The organism is Streptomyces sp. NPDC044061, from assembly GCF_056434305.1.
In genome coordinates, this window is the sequence record NZ_JBWKFL010000007.1 from 1 (window position 1) to 14410 (window position 14410).

Annotated in this window: 12 protein-coding genes, 2 rRNA genes and 1 pseudogene; 13 read left to right on the top strand and 2 right to left on the bottom strand. The window is 73.3% G+C overall.

The features are described 5' to 3' along the window. The 3 genes from AC07CM_RS13075 to AC07CM_RS13085 all read left to right on the top strand — a co-directional run. Positions 1–213 (top strand): 23S ribosomal RNA (locus AC07CM_RS13075); the annotation flags it as partial. A gap of 105 nt (positions 214–318) precedes the next feature. Continuing rightward, positions 319–435 (top strand): 5S ribosomal RNA (rrf, locus tag AC07CM_RS13080). A 1295-nt stretch (positions 436–1730) separates the two neighbouring features. Further along, positions 1731–2528, top strand: a complete 798-nt coding sequence (locus AC07CM_RS13085) for a tetratricopeptide repeat protein (RefSeq protein WP_478876735.1) — start codon at positions 1731–1733, stop codon at positions 2526–2528. Positions 2529–2595: 67 nt separating this feature from the next. Here the strand turns inward: AC07CM_RS13085 and AC07CM_RS13090 are convergent, their stop codons facing one another. Continuing rightward, on the bottom strand, positions 2596–3879 hold the full coding sequence (locus AC07CM_RS13090) for a DUF1015 domain-containing protein (protein ID WP_478876448.1): 1284 nt from the start codon (positions 3877–3879) through the stop codon (positions 2596–2598). 72 nt (positions 3880–3951) lie between these two features. Between AC07CM_RS13090 and AC07CM_RS13095 the strand changes: the two genes are divergently transcribed. The 4 genes from AC07CM_RS13095 to AC07CM_RS13110 all read left to right on the top strand — a co-directional run bounded on the left by AC07CM_RS13095 (position 3952) and on the right by AC07CM_RS13110 (position 7974). Beyond that, positions 3952–4980, top strand: a complete 1029-nt coding sequence (locus AC07CM_RS13095; protein ID WP_478876449.1) for an HAD hydrolase-like protein — start codon at positions 3952–3954, stop codon at positions 4978–4980. 68 nt (positions 4981–5048) lie between these two features. Continuing rightward, positions 5049–6092 carry a FecCD family ABC transporter permease gene (locus tag AC07CM_RS13100; protein ID WP_478876450.1) on the top strand — a complete coding sequence of 348 codons (1044 nt, stop codon included), beginning with the start codon at positions 5049–5051 and terminating at the stop codon, positions 6090–6092. After that, a complete protein-coding gene (locus AC07CM_RS13105; RefSeq protein ID WP_478876451.1) occupies positions 6089–7135 on the top strand; it encodes a FecCD family ABC transporter permease in 1047 nt (348 codons plus the stop codon). Before AC07CM_RS13100 ends, AC07CM_RS13105 begins: the two co-directional genes overlap by 4 nt. Beyond that, on the top strand, positions 7132–7974 hold the full coding sequence (locus tag AC07CM_RS13110; protein WP_478876452.1) for an ABC transporter ATP-binding protein: 843 nt from the start codon (positions 7132–7134) through the stop codon (positions 7972–7974). The genes AC07CM_RS13105 and AC07CM_RS13110 overlap by 4 nt, the downstream gene beginning before the upstream one ends. On the opposite strand, the gene AC07CM_RS13115 is transcribed toward AC07CM_RS13110, so the two are convergent. Then, the gene (locus tag AC07CM_RS13115; RefSeq protein ID WP_478876453.1) at positions 7958–8305 is read right to left on the bottom strand and encodes a sterol-binding protein; all 348 of its coding nucleotides are present in this window, start codon (positions 8303–8305) and stop codon (positions 7958–7960) included. The two genes, AC07CM_RS13110 and AC07CM_RS13115, sit on opposite strands and share 17 nt — an antisense overlap. A 42-nt stretch (positions 8306–8347) precedes the next feature. Between AC07CM_RS13115 and AC07CM_RS13120 the strand changes: the two genes are divergently transcribed. The 6 genes and pseudogenes from AC07CM_RS13120 (at position 8348) to AC07CM_RS13145 (ending at position 14407) form a co-directional block, all read left to right on the top strand. Next, positions 8348–8653 (top strand): hypothetical protein, encoded by a 306-nt coding sequence (locus AC07CM_RS13120; protein ID WP_478876454.1) that lies wholly within the window; start codon positions 8348–8350, stop codon positions 8651–8653. Positions 8654–8660: 7 nt separating this feature from the next. Next, positions 8661–9476 (top strand): TlyA family RNA methyltransferase, encoded by an 816-nt coding sequence (locus AC07CM_RS13125; protein WP_478876455.1) that lies wholly within the window; start codon positions 8661–8663, stop codon positions 9474–9476. Next, positions 9473–10378, top strand: a complete 906-nt coding sequence (locus tag AC07CM_RS13130) for an NAD kinase (protein WP_478876456.1) — start codon at positions 9473–9475, stop codon at positions 10376–10378. Before AC07CM_RS13125 ends, AC07CM_RS13130 begins: the two co-directional genes overlap by 4 nt. 55 nt (positions 10379–10433) lie before the next feature. Further along, a complete protein-coding gene (gene recN / locus AC07CM_RS13135) occupies positions 10434–12176 on the top strand; it encodes a DNA repair protein RecN (protein WP_478876457.1) in 1743 nt (580 codons plus the stop codon). Next, positions 12173–12932, top strand: a pseudogene (locus AC07CM_RS13140) (hypothetical protein). The gene recN and the pseudogene AC07CM_RS13140 overlap by 4 nt, the downstream one beginning before the upstream one ends. A gap of 338 nt (positions 12933–13270) precedes the next feature. Continuing rightward, positions 13271–14407: a glycosyltransferase family 4 protein gene (locus AC07CM_RS13145; RefSeq protein ID WP_478876458.1), complete on the top strand. Its 1137-nt coding sequence runs from the start codon at positions 13271–13273 to the stop codon at positions 14405–14407. Positions 14408–14410 lie beyond the last annotated feature (3 nt).

Here is a 14410-nt window from a genome sequence, read left to right on the forward strand (position 1 = left end):
GTGCCAGTTGTTCTGCCAAGGGCATGGCTGGTTGGCTACGTTCGGGAGGGATAACCGCTGAAAGCATCTAAGCGGGAAGCCTGCTTCGAGATGAGGACTCCCACCCACTTGATGGGGTAAGGCTCCCAGTAGACGACTGGGTTGATAGGCCGGATCTGGAAGCCAGGTAACTGGTGGAGGTGACCGGTACTAATAGGCCGAGGGCTTGTCCATTGATGCTCGCGTCCACTGTGTTAGTTCTGAGGCAACGACCGTTGCCGGCTTTTGAGTAGAACGCATAACAGAAGAGTGTGCTTGTTCGCTCGAAACCATTAGGGTTTCGGTGGTCATAGCGTGAGGGAAACGCCCGGTTACATTTCGAACCCGGAAGCTAAGCCTCACAGCGCCGATGGTACTGCAGGGGGGACCCTGTGGGAGAGTAGGACGCCGCCGAACAATCTTTGGGAAGGACCCCTGGTCACCAGCGTTCAGCTGGGACCAGGGGTCCTTTTGTTTTTACAATGCTTGCGGTACCGAAGACAGGAGTCACCATGTCCACCAACTCTCCCGACGACCGACCGGAGCGCGACCAGCGGCGACGGGACAGTGGTGACCGCGGTGATCGTGGCGGCTACCGCAGTGACCGTGGCGACCGCGGTGGCTTCCGCCGGGACAACGACCGTCGCGACGACCGCGGTTACGGCCGTCGCGACGACCGCGGTGGTTACGCCGGCCGGCGTGATGACCGCCGTGACGACCGGCGTGACGACCGTGACCGTGGCGACCGCGGTGGCTTCCGTCGTGACGACCGTCGTGATGACCGGCGGGACGACAGCCGTGGTGGTGGCTACCGCCGTGAGGGCGACCGGGGTTCGCGCCCGGCGTACCAGCGCGACGACCGCGACCGTGGGGAGCGTGGCGGCTTCCGTCGCGACGACCGCGGTGGCGAGCGTGGCTACCGGCGCGACGACCGCCGCGACGACCGCCGCGACGACCGCCGTGACGACCGCGGTGGCGACCGCGGTGGCGACCGTCCCTCGTACCGTCGCGACGACGACCGGGGCAGCTACGGCCGTCGCGACGACCGCGGTGGTTACGCCGGCCGGCGTGATGACCGCCGTGACGACCGGCGTGACGACCGTGACCGTGGCGACCGCGGTGGCTTCCGTCGTGACGACCGTCGTGATGACCGGCGGGACGACAGCCGTGGTGGTGGCTACCGCCGTGAGGGCGACCGGGGTTCGCGCCCGGCGTACCAGCGCGACGACCGCGACCGTGGGGAGCGTGGCGGCTTCCGTCGCGACGACCGCGGTGGCGAGCGTGGCTACCGGCGCGACGACCGCCGCGACGACCGCCGCGACGACCGCCGTGACGACCGCGGTGGCGACCGCGGTGGCGACCGTCCCTCGTACCGTCGCGACGACGACCGGGGCAGCTACGGCCGTCGCGACGACCGCGGTGGTTACGCCGGCCGGCGTGATGACCGCCGTGACGACCGGCGTGACGACCGTGACCGTGGCGACCGCCGTGGCGAGGACCGCGGTGGCTTCCGGGGCCGTGACGACCGGGGCGACCGCGGTGGCTTCCGCGGACGCGACGACCGCGGTGCCCGTGGGCCCCGAAGGGACGACCGTGGCGGTCGGCCCGGCGGTTACCGGGGGCGTGACGGACGGGACGACCGTCGGGACGACCGCCGGGGCGGTGGCCGCTTCCGCGACGAGCGCGACCGGGACCGTGAGCCGATCAAGCGGCTGCCGATCCCGGAGGACGTCACCGGCGACGAGATCGACAAGGACGTCCGGCAGGAGCTGCAGAGCCTGCCCAAGACGCTCGCCGAGGACGTCGCCAAGAACCTGGTGATGGTCGCGCGGCTCATCGACGAGGACCCGGAGGGTGCCTACGGCTACTCCAAGGTGGCCCTGCGCCTGGCGTCCCGTGTGGCCGCCGTGCGCGAGGCCGCCGGGTTCGCCGCGTACGCCAACCAGAAGTACAGCGAGGCCCTGGCCGAGTTCCGGGCCGCGCGACGCATGACCGGCACCGTGGACCTGTGGCCGGTGATGGCCGACTGCGAGCGCGGGCTCGGCCGGCCGGAGAAGGCGCTGGACATGGCCGGTGCCCCCGATGTGCACAAGCTGGACAAGGCCGGTCAGGTCGAGATGCGGCTCGTCGCCGCAGGTGCCCGGCGCGACATGGGCCAGCTGGACGCTGCCATCGTGACCCTGCAGAGCCCGGAGCTGGCGTCGAACTCCATCCAGCCGTGGACCGCTCGCCTGCGTTACGCCTACGCCGACGCCCTGCTGTCCGTCGGCCGGGAGAACGAGGCGCGGGAGTGGTTCGCGAAGGCCGTGGAGGCGGACCGGGACGGCAGCACGGACGCCTCCGACCGGCTCGCCGAGCTGGACGGCGTGGAGTTCGTCGACGCTCTCGACGAGGGCGAGAGCGAGCACGAGGGCGGCGACCAGCCTGAGGCCGCGAAGGAGTCGGAGGGCGGGCGCGAGCAGAGTGCCGACGCCAAGGACGCCTCCGCGCAGGACGACGACGAGGACTGACCCGTACGGGTGACAACATGACGAAGGGCGGGATCCCCGGGGGGCCCGCCCTTTCGCATGCGCCGGGTCAGACCTCCAGCGCCCGCAGCACCAGTCCCGACGCCGGCTTCGGGCCGAACGAAGTCGACTTGCGGGGCATCGTCACGCCTTGGCGGGCCAGGTCGCGTACGACCTCCTCGTGGACGGGGTGCATCAGCACCGCCGTACTGCCGTCGCGCTCGGCCTTCTCGACCGTGGCCGCCGCGTCGTGGATGTAGGCGATGTGGGCCGGGGAGTCCTCGGGGATGTGCCAGACGTGGTCGAGGAGCGTGGCGTGCAGGACGGTGGCGTCCAGGGAGCGCCAGGCGGCCGGGCGGTCCGCGGGGACGGTGCGGGCCAGCAGGTCCTGGTCCGGGCGGTCGATGAGATGGAAGGTGCCGCCGCCGGCCAGCAGGAAGGCATTGCCCTCGACTGCCGCGTCCGCCAGCGCCCCCAGGGCCTCGGGCAGTGGTTTGTCGAGCCGGCGTAGCCGGAACAGGCCCTCCAGCGTGGCCAGCGCGTCGGTGACCGCGAAGCCGTGCAGCAGGCGGTGGATGGCGCGGACGCGCAGCGGGTAGCGGGAGGTGTCGACCAGCAGGACCAGGCCGTGGTCCCAGGGGCTGGGGGAGGGGTGCTCGGCGCGCAACCGCCGGTAGGTGGCCCAGCGGTGGTGGCCGTCGGCGATGAGGGCCTGGTGGTGGGCCAGGTCGGACTGGATCCGGCTCACGTCGGCGGGGTCGGTGACCGCCCACAGGCGGTGCTGGAAGCCGTCCTCGGTGGTCGTGGCCAGCAGCGGGGGCCGCTCCACGGTGTGCTCGACGACTTCGGCCGCCGTGCCGTTGCCGTGGTACGTCAGCAGGAGGGGTTCGAGGTTCGCCCGGGTGGCCCGCATCAGGGCCGCGCGGTCGGCGACCACCGGGGGCATGACGTCCTCGTGCGGGAGCACCACGCCCTCCGAGGGCTCCGACACGCGCAGGGCGCCGATGACGCCGCGCTGGAGCATGCCGTTGCCGTCCCGCTGCTCGTACACGTACAGGGCGGGGTCCGGGTCGGCGGTCAGGACGCCCTCGGCGAGCCAGCGGCGCAGGGTGTCGGCCGCCTGTTCGGTGCGGGCGCTGGGCGTGCCGGCCTGGGGGAGGATCAGGCGGACGATGTTGTAAGGGTCCGCCGACTGGAGGTGGTGCAGGCCGTCGGGGCGGACCACGACGTCGTAGGGAGGGGAGGTGACGGCGGCCAGGCTGCCGACCCGGTCGGGGTCGTAACGAAGGCCACGGAACGGGGTGAGTTCCAGGCCTCGGCGCGCCGTTGCTTCCGAGTGACCTGCAGTGTTCATCCCGGCATCGTACGTGTGTCAGTGCCATGCGGGATGATCGGGGAAACACGGTCGAACGAGGAGCGATGTGGAATGAGCCAGAGCGTCAGGACGAGGCCCGAGGGCAGTGGGCAGCCCCTGAGCGAGGCGTACGACACGGCGCTGCTCGATCTGGACGGGGTGGTGTACGCGGGCGGGAAGGCGATCGTGTACGCCGTCGACTCGCTGGCACACGCCCGTTCGGGTGGCATGCATCTGGCCTACGTCACCAACAACGCGCTGCGGACGCCGGACGCCGTGGCGGAGCACCTGACGGAGCTGGGGATACCGACGCGGGCGGACGACGTCATCACGTCGGCGCAGGCGGTCGCGCGGCTGATCAGCGAGCAGGTGCCGGCCGGCGCGCGGGTGCTGGTGATCGGTGGTGAGGGGCTGCGGGTGGCGCTGCGCGAGCGCGGCCTGACGCCGGTGGAGTCGGCGGACGACGATCCGGCGGCCGTGGTGCAGGGGTACGGCGGTCTCGATCTGCCGTGGGGGCGGTTCGCGGAGGCGTCGTACGCCGTGGCCCGGGGGGTGCCGTGGTTCGCGTCCAACACCGATCTGACGATCCCCAGCGGGCGGGGGATCGCGCCGGGCAACGGGGCGGCCGTGGAGGTCGTGCGGATCGCGACGGGCGCGGAGCCACAGGTGGCGGGCAAGCCGCTGCCGCCCATGCACCGGGAGACCGTCCTGCGCACGGGCGCGAAGCGGCCGTTGGTGGTCGGGGACCGGCTGGACACCGACATCGAGGGCGCGTTCAACGGCGAGGTGGACTCGCTGCTGGTGCTGACCGGCGTCACGGACGGCCCGCAGCTGCTCGCCGCGCCGCCGCGGCACCGGCCGACCTACGTGGACGCCGATCTGCGCGGGCTGCTCACCGGCCAGCCGCAAGTCACCGAGGAGGGTGACGGTTTCCGCTGCGGGGGCTGGCTCGCGACCGCCGGCGCGGACCGGCTGGAGCTGGAGGGTGAGGGAGAGGCCCTGGACGGGCTGCGGGCGCTGTGCGCGGCGGCCTGGACGGCGGCGGGGGACGGTTCCTGTGAGCTGGAGGTGGGCAAGGCGCTGGCCAGACTCGGGCTCTGACGGGCGGAGAGGCCCCGCACGGGGACCGGGGATCGAGATCGTATGCGAGGGTAGGCTAACCTAACCTCGTGTTGGTCGACAGTCCTCCGGAACAGCGCGCGGAGACCGCCCCCGCGCCTCCAACCCGCCGGGCGGCGAGGGCCCTTGGGCTCCTCCTCTCCGTCGCGGTCCTGGTGCTCGTCGCTCTGGCGAGCATCGCGATCGGGGCCAAGGCGCTCTCGCCGGACCAGGTCTGGCACGGCCTGTTCCACGACACGGGGACGTACGGCGACGTCGTCGTCGACGAACGGCTCTCGCGTACCGTCCTCGGTCTGCTGGCCGGTGCCGCGCTCGGTCTGTCCGGGGCGGTGCTGCAGGCGCTCACCCGCAATCCGCTGGCCGATCCCGGGCTGCTCGGCATCAACGCCGGCGCCTCGGCCGCCGTGGTCACCGCCATCACCTACTTCGGCGTCACCAGCCTCACCGGTTATGTGTGGTTCGCCTTCGGCGGTGCGGCGGCGGTCGGCGCGCTGGTGTGGTTCCTCGGCGGTAGCCGGGGTGCCACCCCGGTGCGGCTGGCACTCGCCGGTACGGCGATCAGCGCCGCGCTGTACGGCTATCTGCAGGCCGTGATGATCACGGACGACGCGGCGCTGGGCAGGATGCGCTTCTGGACGGTGGGTTCACTCGGCTCGGCCACGGACTCGACCATCGTGCAGGTGCTGCCGTTCCTCGCGGTCGGCACCGTCCTCGCGCTCGCCCTGGCCCGGCCGCTGAACGCCGTGGCGATGGGCGACGACACCGCCCGGGCCCTCGGCGCCCACCTGGGCCGCACCCGGGCCCTGGCCATGCTGGCCGCGACCGTGCTGTGCGGTGCCGCGACGGCCGCTTGTGGCCCGATCGTCTTCGTCGGCCTGATGGTCCCGCACATGGTGCGCTCCTTCACCGGCCCCGACCTGCGCTGGATCCTGCCGTACGCGGCGGTCCTGTCGCCCGTGCTGCTGCTCGGCGCCGACGTCGTCGGCCGCGTCGTCGCCCGCCCCTCGGAACTCCAGGTCGGCATCGTCACCGCGATCATCGGGGGACCTGTCTTCATCTTTCTCGTACGACGGCGGAGGACGGCCCAGCTGTGAAGACACTCTCCCGGAGCCGCGTCGTACGCACTCCAGGCGGGCACTCCCTGCGCCTGGACGTCCGCGCGCTGGTCGTCGTCGCCCTGCTGCTGGCCGCGGCGCTCGCCGCGGGCGTGGCACTGATCGGCACCGGGGACGCGAAGATCCCGGCCGCCGACGTCATCAGGGCGCTGGCCGGCGACGGCACCGCGTACCAGGACTTCATCGTCAACGAGTTGCGGCTGCCGCGGGTGCTGGTCGGCCTGCTGGTCGGCGCCTCGCTCGGCCTCGGCGGCGCCCTGTTCCAGGCCGTCTCCCGCAATCCGCTGGGCAGTCCGGACGTGCTCGGCCTCTCGCAGGGCTCGACGGCGGGCGCGCTGGTCGTGATCGTGCTGCTGTCCGGCGACGCCACACAGGTCACGGTCGGCGCGCTGATCGGCGGCCTGCTGACCGGACTCGCCATCTATCTGCTCGCCTGGAAGCAGGGCCTGCACGGCTACCGGCTCGTCCTGGTCGGCATCGGCGTCTCCGCGATCATGACGGCCGTCAACGGCTATCTGCTCACCAAGGCCGACCTGGTCGACGCGGCCCGCGCCGTCGTGTGGATGACGGGGTCCCTCAACGGCCGTGACTGGCAACAGGTCTGGCCGCTGCTCTGGCTGTGCGCCCTCCTCGTACCGCTCGTCCTCGCCAACGCGCGGGGCCTGAGGATGATGGAGATGGGCGACGACGTGGCGAACGCCCTCGGCGTGCGCGTGCAGCGCGTACGGCTGGTCCTGATGGTCTGCGCCGTGCTGCTCGTCGCGGCCGCCACCGCCGCCGCCGGGCCCGTCAGCTTCGTGGCGCTCACCGCGCCGCAGCTCGCCCGGCGCCTGACCCGCTCGCCCGGGCCCAACCTCGTGCCCTCCCTCTGCATGGGCGCCACCCTGCTGGTCACCGCCGACTGGGCCTCGCAGCGCGTCTTCGGCGCCGACCAGCTGCCCGTGGGCGTGGTCACCGGTGTCCTCGGCGGCGCCTACCTGCTGTGGCTGCTGGTCGCCGAGCGCAGGGCGGGCCGGATATGACTGCCGGCAGCGCGACGAACAACCGAAGGAGCCCCGTGAACCGCCTGTCCGCCGAGAACGTCACCCTCGCCTACGACCAGCGCGTCATCGCCGAGGAGCTGTCGGTGGAGATCCCCGACAACTCCTTCACGGTGATCGTCGGCCCGAACGCCTGCGGCAAGTCGACGCTGCTGCGGGCGCTGTCCCGGATGCTGAAGCCGAGCCAGGGCCGGGTGCTGCTCGACGGCCAGGTCATCCAGTCCATGCCGGCGAAGAGGGTCGCCCGCACCCTGGGCCTGCTGCCGCAGTCGTCCATCGCGCCCGACGGCATCACCGTCGGCGACCTGGTCGGCCGCGGCCGCTACCCGCACCAGGGCATCCTGCGGCAGTGGTCGGCCGAGGACGAGCGGGTCGTGCGGGAGTCCATGGCGCAGACCGGCGTCGCCGAACTCGCCGACCGGTACGTGGACGAGCTGTCCGGTGGCCAGCGCCAGCGGGTGTGGATCGCGATGGCGCTCGCCCAGCAGACCCCGCTGCTGCTCCTGGACGAGCCGACCACCTACCTGGACATCCAGCACCAGATCGACGTCCTCGACCTGTGCGCGGAGCTGCACGAGACCCAGGGCCGCACCCTGGTCGCCGTCCTCCACGACCTCAACCACGCCGCCCGGTACGCCACCCACCTGATCGCCCTGCGCGGCGGCGAGGTGATCGCCGAGGGCGCGCCGAAGGACATCGTCACGGCCGAGCTGGTGGAGGAGGTCTTCGGGCTGCGCTGTCAGATCATCGACGACCCGGAGACCGGGACCCCGTTGGTCGTCCCGGCCGCGCGCAGGGCGCGGCTCACAGCAGCCTCCTGAGCCGGAACAGGTCCAGCAGGCTCGCGTCCAGCTTCACCCGGCCCTTGCCCCAGGCGGTCGCGAAGTTCAGCTCACCGTCCACCAGGGCCACCAGGTCGTCGCCGGCCAGGGCGAGCCTGATCTGCGCCTTCTCGCGCGGCGGTCCAGGGTGGGTGCCGTCGATCTCGATCCGGCCGCCGGTCATCCGGCCCGTGAAGGTGACGTCCAGGTCCGTGATGTGGCAGCTCACCGAGCGGTCCAGGGCGGCGGCCGCCCGGACGTCGCCCTCGGCGCCCTGCATGTTGTCCGAGAGCTTCCCCAGCGCGGTGCGGCACTCCTCGATCGTGGCCATCGCCACCGACGTTACCCCAGCCGTTCGGGGTAGCGTCTGGGCATGAGCGAGTCCGTGTCCGAGGAAGAGGTCGTCACCGAGGCCGATCCCGAGCCCCACTACGACCCCGCCGCCCCGGCCCCCCTGAACGTCCCGCGCACCGCCACCGGCAACGCCGAGGTCGACGCCCAGCTGGAGCGGCTGGCCGACGCCGACCACCTCGCCGCCGACGGGCACCTCGAGGTGTACGAGGATGTACACCGGGGGCTGCGCGACGCGCTCACCGCGCTCGACGCCCGCCCGGGACCTCCGGCGCCCCCTCCGCCTCACCACCCGGCGTCACCGGCGCCGTACCAGAGCAGGAGCTGAACCGAACGTGGCAGGAGTCGCACGCCGCCGTCTGGACGCGGAGCTGGTCCGCCGGAAGCTCGCGCGCTCGCGCGAGCATGCCGGCCAGCTGATCGCCGCCGGGCGGGTCACCATCGGCAAGACCGTGGCGACCAAGTCGGCCACGCAGGTGGAGACGGCGGCGGCGATCGTGGTGCAGAGCGACGACAGCGACCCGGACTACGTCTCCCGGGGCGGCCACAAGCTCGCCGGCGCGCTGGAGGTCTTCGTACCGCTGGGGCTCGTCGTCGAGGGCCGGCGCGCGCTGGACGCCGGCGCGTCGACGGGTGGCTTCACCGACGTCCTGCTGCGTGCGGGCGCGGCGCACGTGGTCGCCGTGGACGTCGGATACGGCCAACTCGCCTGGTCTCTCCAAAACGATGAACGCGTCACCGTCAAGGACCGTACGAACGTACGCGAGTTGACGCTCGAGGCGATCGATGGGGAACCTGTGGATCTTGTCGTGGGTGATCTGTCCTTCATCCCGCTCGGACTGGTGCTGCCCGCCCTGAAGCGGTGCGTGCGACCGGACGCCGACCTGGTGATGATGGTCAAGCCGCAGTTCGAGGTGGGGAAGGAGCGGCTCGGCAGCGGGGGTGTCGTACGGAGTCCGCAGCTGCGGGCGGAGGCCGTGCGCGGGGTGGCCGAGAAGGCGTGGGAGCTGGGGCTCGGGGTGCGTGGGGTCACCGCCAGTCCGCTGCCCGGCCCCTCGGGCAATGTCGAGTACTTTCTCTGGCTGCGGTCCGGCGCCCCCGAACTGGACCCGGCCGATGTCGACCGAGCAGTGGCGGAGGGGCCGCGTTGACACAGAACCGAGCGCGTACTGTTTTCCTGCTCGCCCACACCGGGCGGCCCGCGGCGATCCGCAGTGCGGAGCTGGTGGTCAAGGGGCTGCTGCTGTCCGGCATCGGGGTGCGGGTGCTGGAGGAGGAGGCGCGCGACCTGCCGCTGCCCGACGAGGTGGAGCTGGTCAAGGAGGCGACTCCGCAGTGCCTCGACGGCTGCGAGCTGCTGATCGTGCTCGGCGGCGACGGCACGCTGCTGCGCGGGGCGGAGTTCGCCCGGGCGTCCGGAGTGCCGATGCTCGGCGTCAACCTCGGACGGGTGGGGTTTCTCGCGGAGGCCGAGCGGGACGACCTCGATCGGGTGGTCGACCGGGTGGTGGCGCGGTCGTACGAGGTCGAGGAGCGGATGACCGTCGACGTCGTCGTGCACCGCAACGGGGACATCGTGCACACGGACTGGGCGCTGAACGAGGCGGCCGTGCAGAAGGCGGGCGCCGAGAAGCTTCTGGAAGTCGTGCTGGAGATCGACGGCCGGCCGGTGACCGGGTTCGGGTGCGACGGGATCGTCCTGTCCACGCCCACCGGGTCCACGGCGTACGCGTTCTCGGCCGGGGGGCCTGTGGTGTGGCCCGAGGTGGAGGCACTGTTGATGGTGCCGATCTCCGCGCATGCGCTGTTCGCGAAGCCCCTGGTCACCTCGCCGGACTCGGTCCTCGCCGTGGAGGTGCTGCCGCACATCCCGCCCGGGGTGCTGTGGTGCGACGGGCGGCGGACCGTCGAATTGCCGCCGGGGGCGCGGGTGGAGGTGCGGCGGGGGGCGGTGCCGGTGCGCCTGGCCCGGCTGCATCACGCCTCGTTCACCGATCGGCTGGTGGCCAAGTTCGCACTGCCCGTCTCCGGGTGGCGGGGCGCGCCTCACTGACCACTCTCCGGAGTGACATGGGCGGGCCATGTGCGCTCCCCGCCCTGGACCTCGTATGGTCTGTTCCGTGTTGGAGGAGATGCGGATACGGTCGCTCGGGGTCATCGACGATGCCGTCGTCGAGTTGTCGCCCGGGTTCACCGCCGTCACCGGTGAGACGGGTGCGGGCAAGACCATGGTTGTCACCAGCCTGGGGCTGCTGCTCGGTGGGCGCGCGGACCCGGCGCTCGTGCGGATCGGGGCCGGGAAGGCGGTCGTGGAGGGGCGCATCGCCGTCCCCGCGGACGCCACCGCCGTCGTACGCGCCGAGGAGGCCGGGGCCGAGCTGGACGACGGGGCCCTGCTGATCAGCCGTACCGTTTCCGCCGAGGGCCGCTCGCGGGCGCACCTGGGCGGGCGCAGCGTGCCCGTGGGGCTGCTCGCCGAGCTGGCGGACGACCTGGTGGCGGTGCACGGGCAGACCGACCAGCAGGGACTGCTGAAGCTGTCCCGGCAGCGGCAGGCCCTGGACCGGTACGCCGGCGATGCCGTCGCCGTGCCGCTCGCCAAGTACACGGAGGCCTACCGGCGGCTGCGGGCCGCCTCCGCCGAGCTGGAGGAGATCGTCACGCGCGCGCGTGAGCGCGCCCAGGAAGCCGACATGCTCCGGTACGGGCTCGAGGAGATCTCGGCCGTGGAGCCGCGGGCCGGGGAGGACGTGGAGCTGGCCGAGGAGGCGGAGCGGCTGGGGCACGCCGAGGCGCTCTCGTCCGCCGCGACCGCCGCGCACGCCGCTCTCGCGGGCAATCCCGAGGACCCCGAGGGGATCGACGCCTCCACCCTGGTCGCGGGCGCCCACCGGGCCCTGGAGGCCGTCCGCTCGCACGATCCCGCGCTCGCCTCGCTCGCCGACCGGATCGGTGAGATCGGGATCCTGCTCGGTGACGTGGCCGGTGAGCTCGCGGGATACGCCGACGACCTGGACGCCGACCCGCTGCGGCTGGCCGCCGTGGAGGAGCGCAGGGCCGCCCTGACCGCGTTGACGCGCAAGTACGGCGAGGACGTGAACACCGTCCTCGCCTGGGCCGAGCAGAGCGCCGCACGGCTCACCGAGCTGGACGGCGACGACGAGCGGATCGGCGAGCTGACCGCCGAGCGGGACGCGCTGCGCACGGAACTGGGCGGGCTGGCCCAGGCGTTGACGGACGCGCGGACGGAGGCCGCCGAGCGGTTCGCGGCCGCGGTCACCGCCGAACTGGCCTCGCTCGCGATGCCCCACGCGCGCGTGTCCTTCGACATCCGGCAGACCGAGGACCCGGAGGGCGTCGAGGTCGGCGGGCGCACGGTCGCGTACGGGCCCTCGGGCGTGGACGAGGTCGAACTGCTGCTCGCCCCGCACCCGGGCGCGCCGCCGCGGCCCATCGCCAAGGGCGCCTCCGGCGGTGAGCTGTCCCGCGTGATGCTGGCCGTGGAGGTCGTCTTCGCGGGCACCGACCCCGTGCCGACCTATCTGTTCGACGAGGTCGACGCCGGTGTCGGCGGCAAGGCGGCGGTGGAGATCGGCCGGCGCCTGGCCAAGCTCGCCAGGACCGCCCAGGTCGTCGTCGTCACCCACCTGCCCCAGGTGGCCGCCTTCGCCGACCGGCAGCTGCTGGTCGAGAAGACCAACGACGGCTCGGTCACCCGGTCCGGCGTGAAGGTCCTGGAGGGCGAGGAGCGGGTCCGCGAGCTGTCGCGGATGCTGGCCGGGCAGGAGGATTCCGAGACGGCCCGGGCGCACGCGGAGGAACTGCTGGCCACGGCCCGCGCGGATCTGTGACGCCGGCGGCGGGCCGGGGCACCCCAAAGCTCGGCTCGTTCCTGCTGTCCGCCGGGCTCACCCGGGCCGGCCAGGCGCTCCTGAGCGCCGGCCCGCCGCGCGGACGCGAGCGCTGGCAGCGGAGGAACTACGCCGGGCGGACCGTCGGGCTGTACGCCGGACCCGCCTCTGCGCCGGCCACGGCGGCCGCCGCGGCCCGGGTCCACCCCGGCGCCGGGCTCGCGGTGCCGGCCGCCGGGGCCTGCGGGGCGTACGACGGCGTCGCCGGGGATCACCGGCGCGGGTTCCGGGCGCATCTGGGCGCTGCGGGACGGCGAAGTCACCAGTGGGGCCGTCAAGTCGTTCGGGAACTGCGCCGCCGGGCCGGTGGCCGGCTCCCTGCTGAAGGAGCGGCCGGTCGACAAGGCGTCGGCGGGTGTCGCCATCGCCGGCGCCGCGCACTTCGTGAACCCGGTCGACGTACGGCCGGGGCGCGCGGCCGGTGCGGTGCTCGTGCTCGGGGCGCCCGGACTGCTGCGGAGGGGACCGGGCGGTGAACTGACCGCGGCAGCCCTGGGCGGTGCCGCGGCCGTCCTGCCCGACGACCTCGGGGAGCGCGTGATGATCGGTGGCGCGGGGGCGCACGCCCTGGGAGCGGCGCTCGGGGCCGCGGTGGTCGCGTGCAACAGGCGCGCGGGGCTGCCGGCGTACCCCGCCGCGGTGATGGCGGCCGCGGTGTACGGTGACCGGGTGAGCGCCTGGGCTCGGCTGCGCTGAGCCTCTGACCTCCCGGTACGGGCACTCGGGCGGTTGAGGCGAGCCGGAGTTGCCCTCACCCGTGTGGGTGACGTGCTCCGGCGCACTGCTCCGGCCCGCCGCGCTGTGCGCCTCCCCGGATTTCCCGGAACCGCCGTACGGCCTGGCATGCTTGGCGAAGAAGCCAGGGAGGGCGGCGGTGTGAACGCCGGGCGGGCGGCGGGTCGAGCGCAGGGCGGGCGGCGGGTTGAACGCGGTCCGTGCGGGAGGCGCGCGGTACGTCCTTCCGCCCTTGCCCGCCCGCTACCTTCGGTACGTTTCTTCGTGACCGCCCGCGCCGAGTCAGGAGCCCCGGCCCCGTGAGCCCCGTGAGCAGCAACGCACCGCACGGCCAGTCGCCGCTGCGCACCGTGCAGGTGCTGGGCGGAGGCAACGCCGGCAGCAGCGCGCACGTACGCTCCCTGGCCGAGGGGCTCGTCGCCCGGGGCGTGCGGGTCACGGTGTGCGCCCCCGTCGAGGCCGATCACGCCTACGACTTCACCGGTACCGGCGCGGACCACGTGCACGTGCCGCGCAGCAGCGACCCGGCGTCCGTGGCCGCGCTGAGGGCGGCCTGCGCCGACGCCGACCTGGTGCACGCGCACGGGCTGCACGCCTCCTTCCGCGCCGTGCTCGCGCTCAGCGGGCGGCGCACCCCGCTGGTGGTCACCTGGCACAACCGGGCCCGGGCGGAGGGGGCGCGGGCGCATCTGCTGCGGCTGCTGGAGCGGCGCGTGGTGCGGACGGCCGCCGTGGTGCTCGGCACCACCTCCGACCTGGTGGACCGGGCGCGCCGGACGGGCGCGCGGGACGCCCGGCTCGCGGCCGTGCCCCTGCCCGGGCGGCGCCGGCCCGTCGACCGGGACGACCCCGACCGGCTGCGGCCCAAGATGCGTGCCGAACTCGGCGCCACCGGACGACCGTTGCTCATGGCGGTGGGCTCCCTCGACCGGCAGCGCGGCTACGACGTGCTGCTCGACGCGGCCCGGACCTGGCGGGACCTCGACCCCGTACCGCTGGTCGTCGTCGCGGGGGAGGGGCCGCTGCGGCCGGAACTGCAGCGGCGGATCGAGGACGAGGAGCTGCCGGTGCGGCTCGTCGGGCGGCGCGAGGACATGCCCGAGCTGCTCACGGCGGCCGACCTGGCGCTGCTCACCAGCAGTTGGGAGTCGCGGTCCGTCCTCGCCCAGGAGGCGCTGCACGCGGGTGTACCGCTCGTCGCGACGCGCGTCGGCGGCATTCCCGACCTCGTGGGCGACGCGGCCGACCTCGTCCCGTACGGCGACGCGGAGGCGCTCGCGGACGCCGTCGTACGGCTGCTCGCGGATCCGGAGCGGCGGGAGCAGCTGCGGGAGCGGGGCGCGCGGCAGGCGGCGACCTGGCCGACGGAGGACGAGACCGTCGCCCAAGTGCTCAGCGTCTATGACGAGTTGACCCAGCCGACGCCGCTGGCCTAGCCC

What these genes read in the sequence shown, in the direction of transcription:
- AC07CM_RS13090 (WP_478876448.1), bottom strand. Translation starts at nt 3,879, where the DNA reads ATGAACACTGCAGGTCACTCGGAAGCAACGGCGCGCCGAGGCCTGGAA.
- AC07CM_RS13095 (WP_478876449.1), top strand. Translation starts at nt 3,952, where the DNA reads ATGAGCCAGAGCGTCAGGACGAGGCCCGAGGGCAGTGGGCAGCCCCTG.
- AC07CM_RS13110 (WP_478876452.1), top strand. Translation starts at nt 7,132, where the DNA reads ATGACTGCCGGCAGCGCGACGAACAACCGAAGGAGCCCCGTGAACCGC.
- AC07CM_RS13115 (WP_478876453.1), bottom strand. Translation starts at nt 8,305, where the DNA reads ATGGCCACGATCGAGGAGTGCCGCACCGCGCTGGGGAAGCTCTCGGAC.
- AC07CM_RS13120 (WP_478876454.1), top strand. Translation starts at nt 8,348, where the DNA reads ATGAGCGAGTCCGTGTCCGAGGAAGAGGTCGTCACCGAGGCCGATCCC.
- recN (WP_478876457.1), top strand. Translation starts at nt 10,434, where the DNA reads ATGGTCTGTTCCGTGTTGGAGGAGATGCGGATACGGTCGCTCGGGGTC.